The organism is Pseudomonas sp. AP42, assembly GCF_001728935.1.
GTDB classification, from domain to species: Bacteria; Pseudomonadota; Gammaproteobacteria; order Pseudomonadales; family Pseudomonadaceae; genus Aquipseudomonas; species Aquipseudomonas lactis.
In genome coordinates this window covers 1-20,275 of the sequence record NZ_LYSO01000075.1, presented here as the reverse complement: position 1 = coordinate 20,275, position 20,275 = coordinate 1, and the positions used below count along the sequence as shown (strand labels likewise).

General features: G+C 61.4%; 15 protein-coding genes. 10 read left to right on the top strand and 5 right to left on the bottom strand.

Features of this window, described 5'->3' with window-relative positions; all coding sequences use genetic code 11:
- Genes A7K61_RS21535 through A7K61_RS21500 form a run of 8 tightly spaced genes read left to right on the top strand, consistent with a single transcriptional unit; the run spans position 1 to position 10,456 of the window.
- Positions 1-1,980 carry an exopolysaccharide transport family protein gene (locus A7K61_RS21535; protein ID WP_069558327.1) on the top strand — a complete coding sequence of 660 codons (1,980 nt, stop codon included), beginning with the start codon at positions 1-3 and terminating at the stop codon, positions 1,978-1,980.
- Positions 1,980-3,161, top strand: a complete 1,182-nt coding sequence (locus tag A7K61_RS21530) for a glycosyltransferase (RefSeq protein WP_069558326.1) — start codon at positions 1,980-1,982, stop codon at positions 3,159-3,161. Before A7K61_RS21535 ends, A7K61_RS21530 begins: the two co-directional genes overlap by 1 nt.
- A complete protein-coding gene (locus A7K61_RS21525) occupies positions 3,158-4,498 on the top strand; it encodes a beta-xylosidase (RefSeq protein WP_047710481.1) in 1,341 nt (446 codons plus the stop codon). Before A7K61_RS21530 ends, A7K61_RS21525 begins: the two co-directional genes overlap by 4 nt.
- Positions 4,499-4,520: 22 nt before the next feature.
- Positions 4,521-5,735, top strand: a complete 1,215-nt coding sequence (locus A7K61_RS21520; protein ID WP_069558325.1) for a glycosyltransferase family 4 protein — start codon at positions 4,521-4,523, stop codon at positions 5,733-5,735.
- On the top strand, positions 5,726-6,829 hold the full coding sequence (locus tag A7K61_RS21515; RefSeq protein WP_069558324.1) for a glycosyltransferase family 1 protein: 1,104 nt from the start codon (positions 5,726-5,728) through the stop codon (positions 6,827-6,829). The genes A7K61_RS21520 and A7K61_RS21515 overlap by 10 nt, the downstream gene beginning before the upstream one ends.
- A complete protein-coding gene (locus tag A7K61_RS21510; RefSeq protein WP_047710478.1) occupies positions 6,829-8,232 on the top strand; it encodes an O-antigen ligase in 1,404 nt (467 codons plus the stop codon). Before A7K61_RS21515 ends, A7K61_RS21510 begins: the two co-directional genes overlap by 1 nt.
- Complete coding sequence (locus A7K61_RS21505) at positions 8,229-9,050, top strand: acyltransferase (RefSeq protein ID WP_003190200.1); 822 nt, start codon at positions 8,229-8,231, stop codon at positions 9,048-9,050. Before A7K61_RS21510 ends, A7K61_RS21505 begins: the two co-directional genes overlap by 4 nt.
- Positions 9,050-10,456: a lipid II flippase MurJ gene (locus tag A7K61_RS21500; RefSeq protein ID WP_069558323.1), complete on the top strand. Its 1,407-nt coding sequence runs from the start codon at positions 9,050-9,052 to the stop codon at positions 10,454-10,456. Before A7K61_RS21505 ends, A7K61_RS21500 begins: the two co-directional genes overlap by 1 nt.
- A 37-nt stretch (positions 10,457-10,493) precedes the next feature.
- Here the strand turns inward: A7K61_RS21500 and A7K61_RS21495 are convergent, their stop codons facing one another.
- From A7K61_RS21495 to A7K61_RS21485, 3 genes are all read right to left on the bottom strand, one after another.
- Positions 10,494-11,072 carry a DUF4174 domain-containing protein gene (locus A7K61_RS21495; protein WP_069558322.1) on the bottom strand — a complete coding sequence of 193 codons (579 nt, stop codon included), beginning with the start codon at positions 11,070-11,072 and terminating at the stop codon, positions 10,494-10,496.
- A gap of 152 nt (positions 11,073-11,224) precedes the next feature.
- On the bottom strand, positions 11,225-11,857 hold the full coding sequence (locus A7K61_RS21490; protein ID WP_069558321.1) for a glutathione S-transferase family protein: 633 nt from the start codon (positions 11,855-11,857) through the stop codon (positions 11,225-11,227).
- 46 nt (positions 11,858-11,903) lie between these two features.
- Positions 11,904-14,261 carry a DNA polymerase II gene (locus tag A7K61_RS21485; protein WP_069558320.1) on the bottom strand — a complete coding sequence of 786 codons (2,358 nt, stop codon included), beginning with the start codon at positions 14,259-14,261 and terminating at the stop codon, positions 11,904-11,906.
- A 190-nt stretch (positions 14,262-14,451) separates the two neighbouring features.
- On the opposite strand from A7K61_RS21485, the gene A7K61_RS21480 reads away from it, so the two are divergent.
- Positions 14,452-17,211, top strand: coding sequence for an autotransporter domain-containing protein (locus tag A7K61_RS21480; RefSeq protein ID WP_069558319.1), 2,760 nt, complete (start codon positions 14,452-14,454; stop codon positions 17,209-17,211).
- A gap of 56 nt (positions 17,212-17,267) precedes the next feature.
- On the opposite strand, the gene A7K61_RS21475 is transcribed toward A7K61_RS21480, so the two are convergent.
- Entirely contained in the window at positions 17,268-17,726 is a 459-nt protein-coding gene (locus A7K61_RS21475) for an SRPBCC family protein (protein ID WP_069558318.1), read from the bottom strand.
- Positions 17,727-17,825: 99 nt separating this feature from the next.
- On the opposite strand from A7K61_RS21475, the gene A7K61_RS21470 reads away from it, so the two are divergent.
- On the top strand, positions 17,826-18,227 hold the full coding sequence (locus A7K61_RS21470) for a GFA family protein (RefSeq protein WP_044273564.1): 402 nt from the start codon (positions 17,826-17,828) through the stop codon (positions 18,225-18,227).
- A 1-nt stretch (position 18,228) separates the two neighbouring features.
- Here the strand turns inward: A7K61_RS21470 and mrdA are convergent, their stop codons facing one another.
- Positions 18,229-20,121 carry a penicillin-binding protein 2 gene (mrdA, locus tag A7K61_RS21465; protein WP_032892540.1) on the bottom strand — a complete coding sequence of 631 codons (1,893 nt, stop codon included), beginning with the start codon at positions 20,119-20,121 and terminating at the stop codon, positions 18,229-18,231.
- Between the last annotated feature and the right edge of the window lie 154 nt (positions 20,122-20,275).

Genomic DNA, 20,275 nt, shown 5'->3' with positions numbered 1-20,275 from the left:
GTGATCGAAATCCGCTCTCTTCGCGACCTGCTGCGGCTGTTTTTCATCTACCGCCGCGAATTCAAACTGGCCGTGCTCACCATGATCGTCATCGCCGTGCTCGGTGCCTTCCTGCTGCCGGCTCGCTACGAGTCGGACGCGCGCTTGCTGGTCAAGCCGGGGCGGGACAACACCACCTTGCCGATCGAGGCCGCCAACCGCCAGACACTGATTGCCCCGAGCACCCAGCACGACCCGATTGTCGACGAAGAAAAAATGCTCACGGGCCGGCCCATCGTGCATATCGTTGCCGAACGCTATATGGCGATGACCGCCGAGCCGCCGCAAGGCTTCTGGAAGGTCACCAAGTTCTACATCAAAAAGGGCGTTGGCGAAGTCATCAATGGCATTCGTAGCGTGCTGCAGTTCGTCGGCCTTGCCGAGAAACAAAGCCCGCTGGAACGCCTGGCGACCTCACTGGAGAAGAACTTCACCGCCGGCCACGAGCCGGGTTCTTCGGTGATCGAGATTTCCTTCACCTGGGACGACCCGGCGGTGGCGCAAAAAATCGTCGAGACCTGGGTCAACGCCTACCTCGAAGAACGTGCGCGGATTCTCGGGCGCAAGAGCCTGCACACCTTCTATGAAACCGAACGCGCCAAGGTCGCGGAGAATATCCAGAGCCTGAAAGATCAGCTACAAGGCCGCTTGAAGCAGATCGACTCGATCAGTGTCGATGCGCGCCTGAAGAACCTGACCAACCAGATCGACCGCGTCACCGACGCCAAGGTCAGCGCCCAGAACCAGATCTCGGGGATTCGCAGCCTGCTGGCCAACGCCAGCCAGCAGATCAAGAGCCAGCCGGCAGACGTGGTCACGATGCGCGAAACCAGCCTCAACCCCACCCAACTCGACCTCAAGCGCCAGCTCAACGCGCTGCAAGTGGAGCGGGCTCGGCTGTTGCGCACTTACCTGCCAGGCACCCCGCAGGTCAATCAGATCGAGCAGAACATCCGCGACATGGAAGCCCTCAGCGCCCAGGAAGCTACGCGCCTGGAACGCTCGCAGAACACCGCGCCTAACAGCCTGGTGATCAACGTCAAACAGCAAATGATCGACGCCCAGTTGCAAGAGCGCAAACTGGCCGGGGAAATCGAGAACTACGACAAGACCCTTGCCGAACTGCGCACCCAGCGTGACCAGGCGATGACCGATGAACCGCAACTCAACACCCTGAGCCAACAACTGCGCACCGCCGAAAAAAGCTATGCCTTGTACTCGGACAATCTTGAACAGGCGCGAATCGACCACGAACTGGACAACAGCCAGATCAGCAACATCGCCCTGATCGAACACGCCACCCTCAACCCGGCACGCGTGTTTCCCAAGAGCCTGCTGATGCTGTTGTTCGCTATTCCCGCCGGCGTGGCCGTGGGCTTGCTGACCATCTATGTGCTGTACCTGCTGGACCAGCGCATCCACGATGGCACACGCTTGCAGGAGATGTTCCATGTGCCGCTGTGGAGCAGCATTCCCGATGTACAGGACGCAACGCCGGCAGCCGTCACCGCCAGCCTTTATCGCTTGTACAGCCTGTTGCCCCTGGATCGCATTGCCACCCAAGGTTTTGCCCTCGGCCTGACCTCGGCGCGCCATGGCGAGGGTGTCACCTTTATCGCCGAGCAACTCAAGCGCCTGCTGGAGGAGCGTGGTCACCGCGTCTCGGTCGATGGGGCGAACGCGCCAACGCCGGGTGAAGTGTTGCTGCTGGACGCCTCGGCGCTGTCCTCCAACCCGCAGGCGTTCCTGACGCTGCGCCGCGCTGACCAGATTGTGCTGGTGATCGAAGCCCGCACCAGCACCGTACCAACCATTGAAAATGCCGTGTCGTTGCTGACCACCGCGTTCGGCAAAGTCGACGGCATGATCCTCAACCGCCGTCGCTTCGAAGTGCCGGCCAAGGTGCTGGCGCGACTCAACAGCTGGCGTGGGGCGGCCTGATGCGTATCGCATTGCTGGCGCCGCTGCCACCGGAGCAGACCGGGATCGCCGATTACGCCGCGCACTTGCGCAACGCGTTGATCGAACAAGGCCTGGAGGTGGTGACCCCACTCGCCGGCTGCCTGGAGCTGCCTGAACAGTTGAAGCGCCTGCAGGCCTTTGACTGGCGCAGCGTGGACCTGGTGCATGCTGAACTGGGGGGTGGACGCTTCGGTGAGTTCCAGGCGCTGGAGTACCTGCGCCGGGCGCAACCGCACCTGCCGTTAACCGCCACGGTGCATGACCCGGAGCGCCTGATCTGGCGCCGGGCCAAGCTGTTTTTCCCTTTGACCCTGCTTGAACGCCTGCCCCATCCGCTGCCCCAAGCGGCGGCGCTGCTGGCCGACCCGTTGACCTTGCACGAAGAACGGCGCCTGGCCAAAGGCATGCGCCGCCTGATCACCCTCACTCGCCTGGGCGGCGACTGCCTGCGCCAGCGCATGGGCCTGCGCCCGCAACAGGTGGCGGTGATTGCCCATGGCAACCTGCCCATCGCGCCCCAGGCGTTGCCGCCACTGGCGCCGTTGCGCCTGCTGTATTTCGGCTTTATCTACCGCGGCAAGGGCATTGAGGACTTGCTGCTGGCCCTGGCCCAATCACTGGCCGCCCACCCGCAATGCCGAGGCCAGGTACGCCTGACCCTGGCCGGTGGCACCGCGCCGGAAATGACCTTTGACCCCGCCGGCAACTACCTCGACGGCCTACGCGAGCAGATCAGCGCCCTGCATCTTGAAGATGTGGTGGACTGGCAACTGGACCTGCCCTCGGCGCAGATCCCTTCTACGATCCAGGCGCACCATGTGATGGTGCTGCCCTATCGCGAATCGAAAAAACTCAGCTTCCTGGGGCAGATGCGTGGCACCAGTGGCGCGCTGTCGTGGGCCAATGCATGCGGGCGCGGGGTGATCACCTCCAACGCCCGCGCCTTTGCCGAAGAGGTGGCCGACGGTAATGGCATCACCTATCAGCAGGGCGATACAGCGTCCTTGAGCAACGCCTTGAGCCGCTTGATCCTCGAGCCGCAACAGGCGCAGCAATGGGCCGCCCGGGCGGGAGACATCGGCCACCAACGCCAGTGGGCCAACACGGCCCAGCGGTTTGCTGAATTATTTCGGGATGCTTGTGAGGAGCCGTTGCGATGAACCTGCCATCCGTTCGCCCACTGTGGCGCTACCTGCCGCTGGCGCTGTCAATCGCCGTGGGTAGCGCCCTGCTGTTGAGTGAAAAAGTCGATGCACAACCGGTGAACCTGGCCCCGGAGCGCACCGTAGTCTGGAAGGACTTTCTCGGCGTAAACGCACACTTTCTGTGGTTCACACCCGAGCAGTACCACAAGCAGATCAAGCAGTATAAAAAGCTTGGATTGCAATGGGTGCGGGTCGACCTGCATTGGGATCGCCTGGAACCCAAGGAAGACGATTATCAGCTCGGCACCTTCGATGAACTGGACCGCACCCTGACCGCTGAAAAACTGCGCTCGGTGTTTTACCTGGTGGGCTCGGCGCCCTTTATCACCACCGCACCCAAGGGCGTGCCGTTCCAGGACCAGTATCAACCGCGGGACGCCAACATCTATGCCATGCGCCTGGCCGTCCTGGCCAAGCGTTACCCGAATATCGATGCCTGGCAGGTGTGGAATGAACAGAACCTGCCGAACAACTGGCGCCCCAAAGTCAACGCCAAGGAATACGCGCAGTTGTTGTTGGCCAGTCACAAGGCCTTGAACATTGCAGCGCCGGACAAACTGCAGGTCATGGGTGGCATGGCGTATTACAGCCAGATGCCGCCGCGTGGCAAAACCCTGATGTTTGAAGCGCTCGGCGCGCTGGGGGTGCAAAGCCTGGGCATGGTCGCGGCTTATCACCCTTATTCGATGACTCCGGAAACCGATGAGCCGGGCAAGAACGAAGTGCTGCTGCGCGGCGATCAACTCAATTCAATGCTGCACGGTGCCGGGATCAAGCAGGTCTGGGCCACTGAATGGGGCTGGTCCAGCTATGCCGGCCCCAAGGAGATGCAAGACCTGATCGGTATCGACGGGCAAGCCGATTACACCTTGCGCCGCCTGGCGTTGATGGCGTCCCAGGACTACCAGAAGATCTTCCTGTTCGCGCTGTCCGACCTCGACCAACGCGCCTCGCCACGCGACCAGCATTACGGCCTGTTGAACCTTGATGGCGAACCCAAGCCGGTGTACACCGCCCTCGCCCGCTTCCTGGAGATCACCGGCCCCACGCTAAAACCCGGCAACACGCCGCAGTTGCAGGATGTACCGGACAGCTTCTACAGCGTGGCCTGGACCCGCCCTGACGGAAAAAACCTGCTGATGTATTGGAGTGCCAAAGGCAGCAGCATCAGCCTGCCCGGCATCAAACGCGCAGAACTGCTGGACCCGCTGACCGGCGCCCGGCAAACCCTGAGCGACGACAACGGTATTCGCCCAACGGTGAAGCCAAGTTTGCAGATACTGGTGTGGTAGCCCCGGGCATGGAGAGCTGTACATGAGAATCCTCTGGATTGTGCCCTACCTGCCGTGGCCGACCACCAGCGGCGGCAAGACGCGGCAGTACCATTTGCTGCGCACCTTGAGTGAGCGCGGGCATCGCATCACGCTGCTGGCGCAATCGAAAACGCCGGCCGATGACGCGGTGCACGCGGCCTTGGAGCCGTTGCTTGAACGCCTGATCGTGGTACCACGTCGGCCACTGAAACACCCGCTGACCCTGCTCGGCGGCCTGTTCGCGCCCTGGCCGCTGCTGACCACGGTCAACGGCCTGTCGGCACCGTTGCAGGCCCAGTTTGCGCAACTGTTGAATGAGCGCTGGGACGTGATTCAGGTAGAACACAGCTACAGCCTGCAACCGTTTCTGCGCACCTTGCAGCAGCAACGGCGCGAGTTTGTGCTGACCGAGCACAACCTGGAATCGAGCCTTGGCGGCGCCACTTATGACCGCTTCCCCAAGTGGGCCGCACCGTTTGTGCAGTACGACCAGTGGCGCTGCCGACAATGGGAACGCAAGGCGTTCGATGCCGCCGCTCATGTGGTCGCGGTGACCGAGGCGGACGCTCAGGCCATGCGGCCATTGTCGTCGACGCCGGTGAGCGTGGTGGTCAATGGGGTCGACAGCCGCGCCTTCGCCGAGGTCAACGCCGATGCGCAGAGCCAGCGCCTGTTGTTCGTCGGCAATTACGAGTACGCACCGAACCTGGACGCTGTGCAGTGGCTGCTTGAAGAGATCTTCCCCAGGCTCTGGTTGCAGTGCCCGAACGCACGCCTGGCGGTGGTCGGCTATGGCTTACCCGAACACTGGCGCGAGCGTTGGCCCGATGAACGTATCGAGTGGCTGGGGTTTGTTCCCGACCTGTGCGCCTTGCAACGCCGCTGCGCCGGTTTTGTCGCCCCGTTGCGCCATGGCGGCGGCTCCAAGCTCAAGGTATTGGAAGCGATGGCCGCCGGCTTGCCGCTGGTGAGCACGGCCCAGGGTGTTTCCGGGTTGGCGGTACAGCCGCAGGTGCATTACCTGGCCGGCGAAAACGCCGAGGCCCTGGCCGACGCCGTTGTGCGCCTGCTGGATGAACCGGCGCTGGCCGGGCGACTGGCCGATGCGGCACGCGACTATGCGCGGCAATACCACGACTGGGCGGTGGCGGGTAATGAACTGGAGCACCTCTACCACAGCTTGCTCACCGCCAAGGAGTCTCAGCCATGCGCGTAGCCCTGGACTATCGCCCCGCCACAGTTGCGCCGTCTTCGGGCATCGCCCGCCAGGTCGCGGCCCTGGAAGACGCGCTGCGCGCGCGGGGCAACACCGAGGTGGTGCTGTTCACTGAGGCGCCCCTGGACCATCCGCAACGCCAGACTGCCGTTTGCCCGGCCTGGGCCAGCCCGCTGGACGGCCTGCAACGCCCACAGGTGCGCTTGCGGTTCGAGCGCGGCTTCTTGCCCAAGGCGCTGCACGAGCAGCAGATCGACCTGTACATCGCCACGGCCAATATGGGCTTGCCGCTGTGTCGCAAACCCGCCGGCACCCGCTATGTGCTGGTGCTGCATGACCTGTTTCAGCTCACCCACCGCAACTTCCATCGCTCCAAGCTCAAGGCCCTGGCCTACCGCCTGATCGACGGGGCTTCGATTGCCTGGTCAGTGTGGCAGGCTGACCGGGTGTGGTGCCCTTCGCAGTTTTCCTGCAATGAGGCCGCGCGCCTGTTCCCCTGGGCACGGGCCAAGTTCCGCGTGCTGAACAACCTGGTGCCCGAACTGAATGCAGCGCCAGAGCCGCTGCCCGCCAACCTGCCGGCGCGTTACTGGCTGGTGGTGGGCACGCGGGAGCCGCGCAAGAACATGGCGTTCTTCTTGCGCCAATGGCAGGCCTGCCGTGCGCTGAACCCTGATGTGCCGGACATGGTACTGGTGGGCCACGCCAGCGATGTACCAGCATCACTCGGCGACCTGCCGGGCCTGCATTGGTGCAGCGGTTTATCGGACGGCCAACTGCAAGCGCTCTACCGTCATGCCGCGTGCTTGTGGCAGCCGTCCTATGCCGAGGGCTTTGGCTTGCCGGTGGTGGAAGCCTTGAGTGTCGGCACGCCGGTAGCAGTGGCACGCGGCAGCGCCCTGGATGAAATCGCGCCGCCCAACGCCCCGCGCTTCGCCCCCCATGACGCCGAGCAACTGCACAAGGTCATGCAACAACTGGCCGGCGCCGAGGCCACGCAAGACGGCGAAACACACCGCGCCTGGGCCCGGCAATTTGCCGAACCGGCTTATCGCGCGCGCCTGGACACTTTGCTCAAGGAATTGGACCGCTAATGCTGCCAGGAAAATTCGTCAGTCTGCTGCTGGGCCTGGTGTTCGGCGGGTTGCTGTTGGCCCTGTCGCCGATCAAGGTCATGCTGGTGGTGGCCGGTGTGGCCGTGGCCTTGACGCTGATCCGCTTTCCCCTGTGGGGCTTGCTGATTTTCGCGGTACTGGCCACCAGTATTCCCTATACCACCTTGCAACTGGGCATCCGCACCACCGTCAGCGAGGCGGTACTGGGGCTGACCTGGGTCGGGGTGTTCTGGCAATCGTTCATCGGCAAGACCCGTGGTTTCATGCTGTGGCGGCCGACCGAGCGGGCGCTGATGTGGCTGATGCTGTTCAGCACCATTCCGTTTATCTGGGGCATGCTGATCATCCATGCCGAAGGCAACGGGCCGGTGAACTGGGTGCGCTGGCTGATGAACCTGTCGATGTTGTTTATCGTGCCGCTGCTGCTGCGCACCGACGCCGACCGCGACAAGGTGGTGGTCGCCTTGTTGCTGGGTAACCTGGCGATGCTGTTGCTGTCGATCTTCATGTTCCTCAAAACACGCAACGCGATGTCGATGATCGATATTCTCACCGACCTCAAATACGCCCACCCGGAAGCGGTGAAGGATATTTTCTCTGCCAACTACACGCGCATGGCCTCGCCCTGGGTGCACCCCAACCTGACCGGTGGCGTGCTGGTGCTGTTTATTCCGCTGGCACTGTTTTATGGCTGGACCCGCAGCGGCTGGCGTCGGGCGCTGGGCCTGGCGGTGGCGGTGCTGGGGTGTGCCGGCCTGCTGCTGAGTATTTCCCGTGGCGCCATCGTGGCCCTGGCGCTGGTGTTGATCTGGCTGGCCTACAAGCGCGTGCCGAACAGCGGGCGCATCATCGGTATCGGGGCGGCGTTCGCCGTTGCGCTGGTGATGTTCTATCCGCCGTTGCAGGACCGCTTGATGACCATCTTCTCGACCACCAATGCCAGTACCGAAATCCGCTTTGACGAGTACGCCAGGTTCCCCACCGCCATGGCGACCTTCCCCCTGGGGATCGGCTTCAAGATCGACCCGCCCGTGCCCGGTTCCAATCTGTTGGGCATCTCCAACCTGTGGCTGAACTTCATCTACAAGGTGGGCCTACCCGGGATGCTGCTATTTATCACCGTCACCCTGTTGTGGTGGCGCGAAGTGCGGCCCCTGGGCCAGGTGCGCAAAGTCACCGCCGACAATGCGCTGTGGCTGGGGTGCATCTGCGGCGTGCTGGCGGCGCTGCTGACGGGGATTTTCGACCACTATTTCAGCTTCACCTTTGTACTGATCGCGCTGTTCTGGCTGTTGATGGGCATGAGCCTGCAACAGGTGCGCCTGCGCCCCTCCATTACCGCCCCTGTTGCTGCTATTGCGCCAAAGGATAACCAACCATGAAGCACCGGATGATTCACTCCACCGACTTGCGCGACCGCCTCCCCACGCTGGCCGCTGAAATGGGCGTGAGCCTGCCGGACCTGGAAGAGGCGCTGGACTGGTGCCTGGCCAACGACGTGGTATTTGAAGAAGGCGAAGGCGACAACAAGCGCTTCTGGATCAGCTCCATCGACCTGGAAACCGCGATTGAGCAACCGGTGGCGCGCCGCCTGTTCCGACGGATGAAACAGGATCTGCCGGCCCAGCTACTGCCGCGTTACGGCAAAAACTGGGCAACCGTCAAAGACCGGTGGCGCAGTGTCTGGGACATGGCCTACAACATCTTGATCAACAAGATCCCCAGCCACCATGTGCGCATCGCCTGGCTGCGCCTGGGTGGCGCGAAGATCGGCAAGGGCTCCAGCTTGTGGCGTAACACCGAAGTGCTGGGCATGCACAATCTGGTGGTCGGCGACGATTCGGTAATCGGTTGGCATTGCCAGGTAGACGCTCGCGCCGGGCTGGTGATCGGCAACCATGTGGCGATTGCTTCCCACGTTTTGCTCATCGCCGGCAGCCATGATCTGCAAGCGCCGGAGTTCTGGTCGATTTCCGGGCCGACTTACATCGACGACTACGTCTGGATCGGCAGCCGTGCGTTGATCGGCTTCGGCACGCACCTGGGCTATGGTTCGGTGATAAGCGCCAATACCGTGGTGGCCAAAGCCGTGGCGCCCTACAAAATCATTGGCGGCAGCGGCGCCAAAATCATGGGCGAACGTTGCCATGATCTGAACTACAAGGTGGGTGGCAAAGGCCTGTTCACCCTGTTCCACTGATGTTCGGCAGCACGCTCTGGCTGACCCTGGCGACGCTCGCCGGGCTGGTGGCCGGTTTTGCCCGCGAATGGCTGCTGGTGGCGGCCTGGGGTGCGGGCAGTCGCAGCGACGGGTTTCTGGTGGCGGTGTTTTTGCCCGAAGCATTGCGCATGACCCTGGCCGCCGGCTTGCTCGCAGCGGCTGCCCTGCCCCTCTATCAGCAACGCGACCCACAGCGCCAGCAAGCCTGGCTGGCCAGCCTGTCCCCCCGCCTGCTGGGCGTGGGCCTGGCCCTGTTTGCCCTACTGGCGCTGGGCGCGCCGCTGTGGGTGCGCCTGATCGGCCCCGGCCTGGACGCCGCGGCCCATGCCCAAGCCGCCGCCAACCTGCGCTGGCTGGCGGCCTGTGCGCCAGGCCTGGTGATGCATGGGTTGTTCAGCATTCCCTTGCAGGCACGCCAACGTTTTGTCCTCCCGGGCCTGGGCTCTTTACTGTTCAATCTGCCACCGGTGCTGTACCTGTTTATCCGTGGCAGCTCCAGCGACAGCGCCGAACTGGCAATGTGCTTTTTTGCGGGTAGTGTGTTGATGTGCCTGCCGTTACTGGCGCCGGTCTGGTCCTTCGGCTGGCGGCCGTGGCAGGTCAGCGGCGACCCGCTGGCAGGCCGCGAATTGCTGGGGCGCATCGGCCCGTTGTTGGCCAGCAACGTGGCCAGCCAGGGCCTGGCGCTACTGGAGCGCTTGATCGCCAGTTTCCTGGGGGACGGCGCTGTGACGTGGGTTAACCTCGCGCGCAAGCTGATCAACCTGCCACTGATTGCCTTGATGAGCCTTAACCAAGTGCTGCTGGGCATGATGAGCGGCGAGCAAGGCCAACAGCGCCTGGCCCTGCTGCGCCGCGGCCTGGATGCAGCGACCCTGCTGAGCCTGCCTGCGGCCTTCGGCCTGATTGGCGCCAGCCCCACACTGATTCATCTGCTGATGCCCGCCCAGAGCGTCGACGGCCCACTGCCGGCGCTGCTGGCCTGGTTCGCCACGCCCCTGGTGTTTGGCGCCTGGAACGCCATGCTCGCCCGCTATGCCTATGCCAGCGGCGACACGCGCCTGCCGCTCAATTGCGAACTGCTGGGCAGCCTGGTCAATGCCGCGTTGCTGGTGGTGCTGCCCTATTGTTTCGGCCTGCCGGGGATCGCCTTGGCGGCGTTGGGTGGCGTGGTGGTGACCAACCTGTTGCTGATGCACCGCCAGCAACTGCTCGGCCAACTGGGCTGGCCGTTGCAGTGGGGTTTGAGCGGGGTGCTGTTGGGTGTGGCGGCGCTGGCCCTGCACCCCTTGCACAACGATGGCTGGCAGTTGGGGTTGAGCAGCCTGGCCGGCGCGCTGGTGTTGCTGGGGCTGGGGCTTTGGCTCAAGCCATGGAAGGCCTGAGGCCGGACCCCACCAGAGCGGTGGGATGGGGACCGGTTCAATCCTCCAGTGGCTTGGGGGCTTTGCTGCCGGGTTTGGCGGGTTTGCTGCCCTTGGCCGGAGCCGCTGGCGCGACTGGAACAGGCTCTGGCTCGGCAGGTGCGGCAAGCTCCTTTTCCGCCTGAGGCATCTGGTCGATGGCGCTGAAGAATTCCTTCAGGTCGAGGCTGTCCGGGGGGACGGTTTTTTCGAGTTTCTTCTCGCCGTCCTTGCCGATCAGGATCACCTTGGTACCGCTGCCGACGCCGAGCTTGAGGGCGCGGATCAGCGCGTTGGTTTCAGGCGGTGTGAGCTTTTTACTGTCCTTTGGGTCTTTGGCGAACTTCTCCCCTTCGGCGCCAATGCTGCCGAATTTGACGGTGTAGAACACCATGCTGCGCTCTTCGAAGGACTGCTTGGTGGCAGCCTCTTCCAGTTGTTTCTTCAGCGTTGCCAGTGTCGGGTTTCCAGCATCAAGCTCCACGACCACCAGAGGGCGCGTCTTGCCCAATTCCTGCTTGAGCGGATTATCATCAGCGGCCAACAACGGCCCCGTAAAAGCCATCAAGGTAGCCAGGGTCAGCGACCGGATGAGCATGCGCACCTCCTTTGAATTCCATGCAGGGTTCTTGAGTTTCATGTCTGCGACAGCCAAATTCAAGGATGATTCCTACATCACTTTGAGAAGCGTAGGTCAGGAAGCCCGCTACGCAAGGGCTTGGACAGTGGCCTGGTCATTGTTTCTTCCGGTTACGAGACTTTCCACTGCGGCCAATGCCGGGCAAAAACGGGGGCCACGACAGGGTCGGCGTCTACCCGCTCCAGGCTCTGCGCAAAGCCCGGCGCCAGGTTGCCGAGCACCGCGCGCGCGTCGTCCCAACGCGACACCGCCGCCGCCATGATGCCCAGTGCATTCGGCACGTTGCTCGGGGCAAACAGCTGGCCGGCAAACTGATCGGCAAACACGACCCAGGCCTGATGCAGGTAGCGCCGTGTGCCGCTGACCAGTTGCGCTTGCTGCGCCTCATCGGCATTGCCCAACCAGCGTTGCGGGTAGTCGATGATGCCGATCGCCGAATAACAGTTGGCGGCGATGTAGAGCAAGCCGCGCAGGATCTGCGTACGATCGCCGGCCAGCAACTGGGCCTTGGGATACTCCAGGCCCAGGTGGATCAAGATCGCGGCGCTTTCGGTCAGTACCTGGCCATTTGGAGTAACCAGCGTGGGGATCTGCTTGAGTGGATTGATACGTGCAAGGGCGTCACTGCCCTCGCCGTCCTGCCAGGAACTGGCCTCCACGCGATGCCACGGCACTGCGCAGCGTTGCAGGGCAATTTCGATCATGCAGGAGCCGGATTCGTCGGTGCCATAGAGGGTGTACATGGGCGTTTCCTCCTGAGCTATGGGCAATATGGAGAGTGTCGATTAGCTAGAATAGCCCCATCTGCCCGCCCACCAAGGTGCTGAAATCATCATTCACGAACGGCAGGATTGCGTCGGCCACGGGCTGCAATTGGCGCGTGACGTAGTGGTCGTAGTCGATGGGCGCCTGACGCACTTCCAGCGGTTCCGGGCCGTTGACGCTGATCACGTAGCTGATCCAGCCACCGCGCTGGTACTGGCGCGGGCGGCCCAGGCGGTCGTTGTACTCGTCCGCCAGGCGCGCGGCGCGTACGTGGGGCGGGACGTTGCGTTCGTAGTCGTGCAAGGGCCGGCGCAGGCGTTTGCGGTAGATCAGCAACTCATCGAATTCGCCGCTCAAGGTACGCCGCACGTAGTCGCGTATGTAGTCCTGATGGGGTTGGCGATGGAAGATGCGTTGGTAGAGTTCCTGCTGGAATTGCCGGGCCAGGGGCGACCAGTCGCTGCGCACGGTTTCCAGGCCCTTGTAGACCATGTCTTCACTGCCATCTTCGCGTACGACCAGGCCGGCATAACGCTTTTTGCTGCCCTCCTCGGCGCCACGGATAGTCGGCATCAGGAAGCGGCTGAAGTGGGTTTCGTATTGCAGCTCCAGGGCGCTTTGCAGGCCATATTCGTTGCTCAGGTGCGCCCGCCACCAGTCGTTGACGTGTTGCACCAGCGCCAGGCCGATGCGATTGGCATCCTGCGCAGAATGCGCACTGCCCAGCCAGACGAAGGTGGAGTCGGTGTCACCGTAAATCACCTCGTACCCTTGGGCCTCAACCAGCGCGCGGGTCTGGCGCATGATCTGGTGCCCCCGCAGGGTGATCGAGGACGCCAGCCGAGTGTCGAAGAACCGACAGCCGCTGGAGCCGAGTACACCGTAAAAGGCGTTCATGATGATCTTCAGTGCCTGGGAGAGCGGCGCATTGCGCTCGCGCTTGGCCTCTTCGCGGCCTTCGGACACGCGGGTGACGATGGACGGCAGGCAATGCCGGGTACGGGAGAAGCGCGCCCCGCGAAAGCCTTCCACCGAGTCGCTGTCGTCGGGATGCTTGAGGCCTTCGATCAAGCCCACCGGGTCGATGAGGAAACTGCGGATGATCGACGGGTAAAGGCTTTTGTAGTCCAGCACCAGCACCGACTCATAAAGGCCCGGGCGTGAGTCCATGACAAACCCGCCGGGGCTGGCTTGGGGCGGTTTGTCGCCCAGGTTCGGCGCAACAAACCCCTGGCGGTGCATCAACGGCATGTACAGGTGGGTGAAGGCGGCCACGGAACCGCCGTTACGGTCGGCCGGCAAGCCGGTGACGCTGGCGCGTTCGAGCAGGAACTTGAGCAGCTCGGTCTTCTCGAAAATCCGCGTGACCAGTTCGCAGTCCTTGAGGTTGTAGCGCGCCAGGGCGGGCTTGTCCTCAGCGAACATGCGGTTGATTTCATCCATGCGCTGGTACGGCGTGGAGATGTCCTTGCCTTCGCCGAGCAGGGTTTGCGCGACGTTTTCCAGGCTGAAGGATTCAAAACTCCAAGTCGCCGAACGCAGGGCTTCAATACCGTCGATGATCAACCGCCCCGCCGCCGCAGCGAAGTAGTGATTGCGGCTGCCGTGCTCACGCCAGGCCATGGCTTCACCGCCACGTCCCAGCAACAGCGGCACGTTCAGGCGTTGGGCGTGTTCGTGGAGGACGCGCAGGTCGAACTGCACCACGTTCCAGCCGATGATCGCGTCGGGGTCAAATGTGGCCAGCCATTGGTTGAGGCGTTCGAGCAGTTGCGCGCGGGTGTCGCAATAGTCGAGCTTGAAATCCACCGCGTCGGTTTTGTTCGGCGGGCCGAGCATGTAGACCTGGCGCTCGCCGCAGCCTTCAAGGGCGATGGAGTAGAGATCGCCCTGGGCGGTGGTCTCGATGTCCAGGGACACCAGCTTCAAGGGCGGACGGTAGTCAGGGGCGGGCTTCATCTGCGCGTCGAGCAAGGTGCCGCTCGCATCCGGAGTGCCGCCGAACCACACCGGAGCGGTGATAAAACGCTCCATCATGTAGCGCTCGGGCGGGCGCACATCACCTTCGTAGACATCGACCCCGGCAGCGCGCAGGCGCTTTTCGATGTCCATCAACTGGCGGTGCTGGCGCGCATACAGGCCCAGGACCGGGCGGTGATGAAAGTCGCACAGCTGCAACGGGCGCAACTCAAGATCGCGTTCACCCTTGAGCAGCCAATCGAGCGGCTTGCGGTAAGCCTCAGGGATGAACACCACCGAGGTTTGCACGGGTAGGCGAATGCACCGTGGCCCTTGGTCGGTGGCCAGCCAGAAGCTGACCTCCGTGCCCGCCGGGGTATCACGCCAATGCCGGGTCAGGACAAAACCCTGCTGTAAATCCACCGTACCGCACCTCAAGAATCGCATTCAGGGCGTGATTCTACTCGGCATCCGGTCCAAGGCGGCGGGTAAACGCATACCTAGCGCGCAATATCATAAAAAGGATGTCATCGTTTTTTTAGGATAAGAATGCGCTGGCAATATCAAATGGCTATATAGGAAGATAGCGAGATTCAAGAAAAGGATTTCGCGCATGTCGTTCGTCCCCCGCCGTCTGGCCCTGACTATTTCGTTGATTGTTTCCGGCGCCTCGCTTTCTCCTGCCAGCCTTGCTCAAGTATTCATCGATACCCCAACCAATACCCCGCTCACCGTGGGCAGTGGCTATTTTTACAACCCCAGTTTGTGGGTGACCAAGACCGGCAGCATCACCACCCATACGACCGCCGTCAGCGTTCGCCAAAACCTGCCTGATTGGCAGCGCAATGTCTTCATTCAAAATGACGGCTCGATTACTGCCGATAGATTAGACGGGATCAGCCTGGGCGCTGCGACCGATGTGCGTATCGACAACACCGGGGTAATCTCCGGCGCCCAGCATGCAATCTCAGGCGAACAACTCAATTTGCTGAGCAACGATGGCACGCTTGCCGGACGTGACGGCGCAGGGGTTTCGATAACGGGTGATGCCACGGTTTACAACGACGGCACGATCACTGGCGCACGAGAAGGACGCCTGGAGAATATCGACGGCGATGGCCTACGCATAGGAGGCATTGCCCACATCGAAAACTCTGGCGTTATCCGGGCATTGGGCGCCAGTGGAGCGGACAAAAATGGACGAGCCAACACCAGCGATGGAGTATCGATTGGCGGTGGCTACCTGTTCAACGGCGGCCGGTTTGATCCTTCCACAGGCATTCCACGTACCGGTTCAATCACAGGTACCGACAATGGCCTCTTAGTCAGCGATGGCCATGATGGGGCGGCAACCGGCGCAACGGAGCTGAGAAATTTCGTCGACCTGCGTGGGCTTGATGGCTATGGCGCGCGTTTTATCGGTAATTTCGACGACCGGGTATTCAACGGTGCCCTGATCAGCGGGGGTAATGGTGTAGCCCTGGACATGGGGGGCGGCAACGACACCTTGACGCTGTACCCCGGCGCCCGTTTTGAGGGGTTAGTTGACGGCGGCGCAGGGCATAACACCATGATTCTGGAGGGCTACCAATATTATCCTTCAGATACGCGTGAACCCGACGGGACGGTCGAGACGACGCGCAATTTTGACGTACTACAAGTGCGTCGCGGCTACTGGGTACTCAATGGTCGCGGCGATTTCAGCGAAGGCGCGCGCCTCTTTGCCAATGGTCACTTGAACAACCAGGGCAGCATCGCTGGCGACGTGATCGTCGACCAAGGCGCGACTTACCGGGGCCGAGGCTCAGTCAACAATCTTACCGTCAGCGGAAGGTTGATCACGGATACCGTTGTCGGCGCGCCTCAGGTCAACGGCAACCTGATCATGAACCCAGGCTCTACCTTCGAGTTCGCTACTTATCCCGACGGCAGTGCTGCGACAACCCATGTGGTCGGCAGTGCCAGCCTCAACGGTGCCTATTTGTGGCCGCAGCCGGGTTACTCGATGGACTATCCCTGGCACAGCACTTACACCGTCCTGCAAGCAGGCAGCATCACGGGTACCTTCGATGAATCCAACCTGCGCAGCTACTACGCGTTCCTGTCGCCAACACTCAGCTACGACAATAACCGGGTGAACCTGAGCTACACACGCAACGATGTCGAGTTCATCGATTACGCCCGTACCCGTAACGCCGCCCGCGCAGTCAACAGCATCGAGTCCATCAAGTGGAGCCACTGGAGCAACTGGGATGGCAGTTTCCCCCCGCCCTCCATGATGCCCAACCCCAACCCGCTCTATGACGCGCTGCTGGCCACCTCGGAAACCACGGCCAGCGCCGCGCTCGAGGCCCTGGCAGGCAGCAGCAACGCCAACCTCGCCAGTGCCACACTGGCGGCCAGCAGCCAAGTAGGCACGTCTATGCTGTCAGCTATGCGCCAGATGAACAGCAGTTCAAGCTTGCTGGTCGGGCTTGATTCGGCGCAAACACCTGAGCTGGCCGTAACTGGCATCCCCAGCAGTGCGCGCAACTTGAATGATCCAAACGCACAAGGCCGTGTGTGGCTGCAAGGTCTCGGCAGCTACGGCAAGCTTGAGGGCCAGCACGGTAACGAGTCTTCACAGCAGCGTACACAAGGCAGCCTGCTGGGTATTGACTGGTCCTTATCGCCTCTCTGGCGCCTGGGTGTACTGGGCGGCTATTCGAAGACCGATATGGACAGCCACAACGTCGATAATTCATTACGCAGCTGGCACGCGGGGGCATATGCCGTACGCCAGGATGGCCCATTGGCGTTGCGCCTGGGGGCTGCGTACAGCCAACACAGGGGTAACAACAAGCGCACAGTAGAGTTCGCAGGTTTCAGCGAGCGACCCAAGGGTGATTACGACGCCGATAGCCAGCAAGCCTTTGCCGAACTGGGTTACATGCTGGGTAACGGCCGATTGAATATCGAACCCTTCGCCAACCTCGGCTATCAGCGCTATCACCGCGACAACTTTAGCGAGAAAGGCGGCGATGCTTCACTCGAGGTGGATGCGCAAACCCAGGACAATGTCAGCAGTAGCTTCGGGGTGCGCCTGGCTCATCTGAGCCAACTGGACAATGGCATCAGCCTGACCCCGCAGGCCAGCTTTGGCTGGCGGCACCTCTATGGCAATGTCGACAGCAAGACTCGGCAGGCTTTTTTGATCGGCGGCGACGCCTTCAATGTTGAAGGCAGCGCGCTGGACCGCGACAGCTTGATGGTTGAAGTGGGGTTGGCGGTGGGTTTGTCTGCGCAGCAGAACCTGAGTGTCGGTTACAACGGCGAGCTGGGTAGCAATAGCCGCAATCATGCGGTGGTCGGCCAGTGGCAGATGAGTTTCTAAAGCAATCGAATGCACGCTGGCGTGAAGCCGGGCATCAACCATGATGCCCGTTCGGGTCAGGCTCGGCTCAGGTATTTTTCGATATTGCCCATTTGTTCGTCCCAGCCACGGGAGTTCATCTTGAAGGCTTTCTGACGCCGCGCTTCGGGTATCTTGTCAAAACCGGACTCAACGACCCGCAAGAGAATGCCTGGAGCCCGATCTTCAATCGTGAACTCCACCAGCGTCGGCGGTTCCTTGTCGTAGTCGACGCCCTCTTCCACTGCGAAAGGATGCCACCAGAAAGAAAACAGCGTTTGGGGCAGGATGCGTCCGATCCTGGCCTTCCACACGACATGTTCGTAACCTTTGTAGGTAATGGGTGCTTCGATGGTTTCTCCGGCCACAAAGGTTTTACCTTTAAGCGCGATACCGAACCAGTTACCAAATTGCTCGGCCTGCGTGAGTGCCTCCCAGATCTGTTTACGTGGTGCGTTGAGCAGCACTTTGCGTTCGATGCGATCTAATACGTGCATAAGTCACCTCCTTCAACTGAACACTAGGCGACATCAACCAATGCGCAACCTTGCGTTGTGCGCGATGATGATGACCCCCTCCTTGCCTGGCCATAGGTTATGACTGACCCACTGAATGGAAGTTGCTTGTGCAAAGGCGTGCGCTACCAAGTGGACAGCCTGGACATGCCCATCAGCCACTGCCACTGCGAAAGCTGCCGCAAGGCACACGCGGCCGCGTTTGTTGCCACGGCCGGGGTGATGCGTGAGCATTTTCGCTGGACGCAGGGTGAGGAACTGCTGTCGTCCTTTGAATCTTCGCCGGGCAAATTCAGACATTTCTGCTCGCGCTGCGGCTCACATCTGATCGCTGAACGTGGGCATCAGCCCCACGTGATTGTGCGGGTGGCGACGCTGGATGAGGATCCGGGCGTCAGGCCCACCTCGCATATCTGGACGGCCCATGAAGTGCCCTGGCTGGCCTATGACGGCGTAGCGCGCTGGGACGAGTGGAGGGTTTGAGTCAAACCCGTGGATCACCCGGTGCCTTGGCCGGCGCCGCATATTGCGGCTTGAGGTGGCCTTCCTGGTCGAGCAGCCAGGCATCCATGATCTGTCGCACCACAGGCCCGGCTACACGGCCGCCGGCCTCACCGTTTTCTATCATGACTGAAATCACGATTTTCGGATGTTCGGCCGGGGCAAAGCCGACGAACAAAGCGTTATCACGATGCCGCTCCAAGGTCTTGTTGCGGTTGTAGCGCTCACCCTGTTTGATCGCCACCACCTGGGCGGTACCACTCTTGCCGGCGATACGGTATTGGGCGCCTTGCGCTGCCGCTCGGGCGATACCGCGGGGATCGTGCATCACCAATTGCATGCCGTGGTTGACCTGCTCCCAGTCACGTGGGTCTTTGAGCACAACGTTGGGCATCGGGTGTTCATCTACCGGAGCCACACCGTTGATGGTCTTGGCCAGGTGCGGCCGGTTCCATACACCTTTGTTGGCGATCAATGCTGTGGCCTGGGCCAATTGCAGCGGTGTCACTTGCATATAACCTTGGCCAATGCCGAGGATCACGGTTTCGCCGGGGAACCACGGCTGGCGACGGGTCGCACGCTTCCAGGCTTGGGATGGCATCAGGCCGGCAGATTCTTCGAACATATCCAGGGACACTTTCTGGCCCAGGCCGAATTCGGCCAGATAGTCGTGCAGGCGGTCGATCCCGAGCTTATGGGCCAGGTCGTAGAAGTAAGTGTCGTTGGAACGCATGATGGCCGCGTCCATGTCCACCCAGCCGTCACCGCTGTGGTTCCAGTTGCGGTATTTGTGGTCAAAGTCTGGCAACTGATAATAACCTGGGTCGAAGACTCGGGTTTGTGGGGTAACAACCCCACTGTCGAGACCGGCGATGGCCACTTCCGGCTTGATGGTTGAGCCTGGCGCATAGAGACCGCGTAGCACGCGGTTGAACAGCGGCCGGTCAATGGAGTCGTGCAGCGCGGCGTACTCCTTGAAGCTGATGCCGGTGACGAACAGGTTCGGATCGAAACTCGGTTTGCTGACCATCGCCAGTACTTCACCGGTTTGCGGGTCCAGGGCGACTACCGAACCACGACGGTCGCCCAAGGCCTCTTCGGCGGCTTCCTGTAGCTTGACGTCGAGGCTCAGTACGATGTTTTTGCCAGGGATCGGATCGGTGTGCTTGAGCACGCGCAGCACACGACCCTGTGCGTTGGTCTCCACCTCTTCATAACCGACATGGCCATGCAGTTCTGACTCGTAAAAGCGCTCGATTCCGGTTTTGCCGATGGATTGGGTACCGCGGTACTCCACCGAATCAAGGGTCTTGGACTCTTTTTCGTTGATGCGACCGACGTAGCCGATAGAGTGGGCAAAGTGCGCGCCCAGAGGGTAATGGCGAACAAATTGTGGCTCGACGTCCACCCCAGGTAGGCGGAACTCGTTGACGGCCAAAACGGCGATCTGCTCTTCGGTCAACTCGTAGAACAACGTGACGGGAACAAACGGGTGACGGGCCTGCTTGAGCGCCTTATCAAACACCGCCCGGTCTTCGGCAGGCAGGTGCAACAGATTGACGATTTCGTCCAGTTCACCCTTGAGGTCGGCTGTGCGCTCACGGGTGATGGTCAGGTTGTAACTCGGCCGGTTGTCGGCCAGGACTACGCCATTACGGTCATAGATCAAGCCCCGAGTCGGTGTGATGGGCAAGACGTGGACCCGGTTGTTTTCGGAAATTGTGGAGTGGTAGTCGTACTGCACCACCTGCAGGAAATACATGCGCCCTACCAGCGCACACGTGATCCCAATCACCAACAACGCGCAGGCGAGCAAGCGCTTGTTGACCAGGCGGTTTTCTTTTTCGTGATCTTTGATAGGTATCGGTTCAGGCATTTCTACAGCATCTCGTTGGAAAAGGTCGACGCCGCATCCTGCGGATAAAGATCAATCCTTGTGAAAATGTGCTGCACCATAGCAAAAATGCAGAAACACTTTGTATCGAATTCCCTCAACGGCAGCTTATTTAATGTTACTGGAAGCGCTGGAA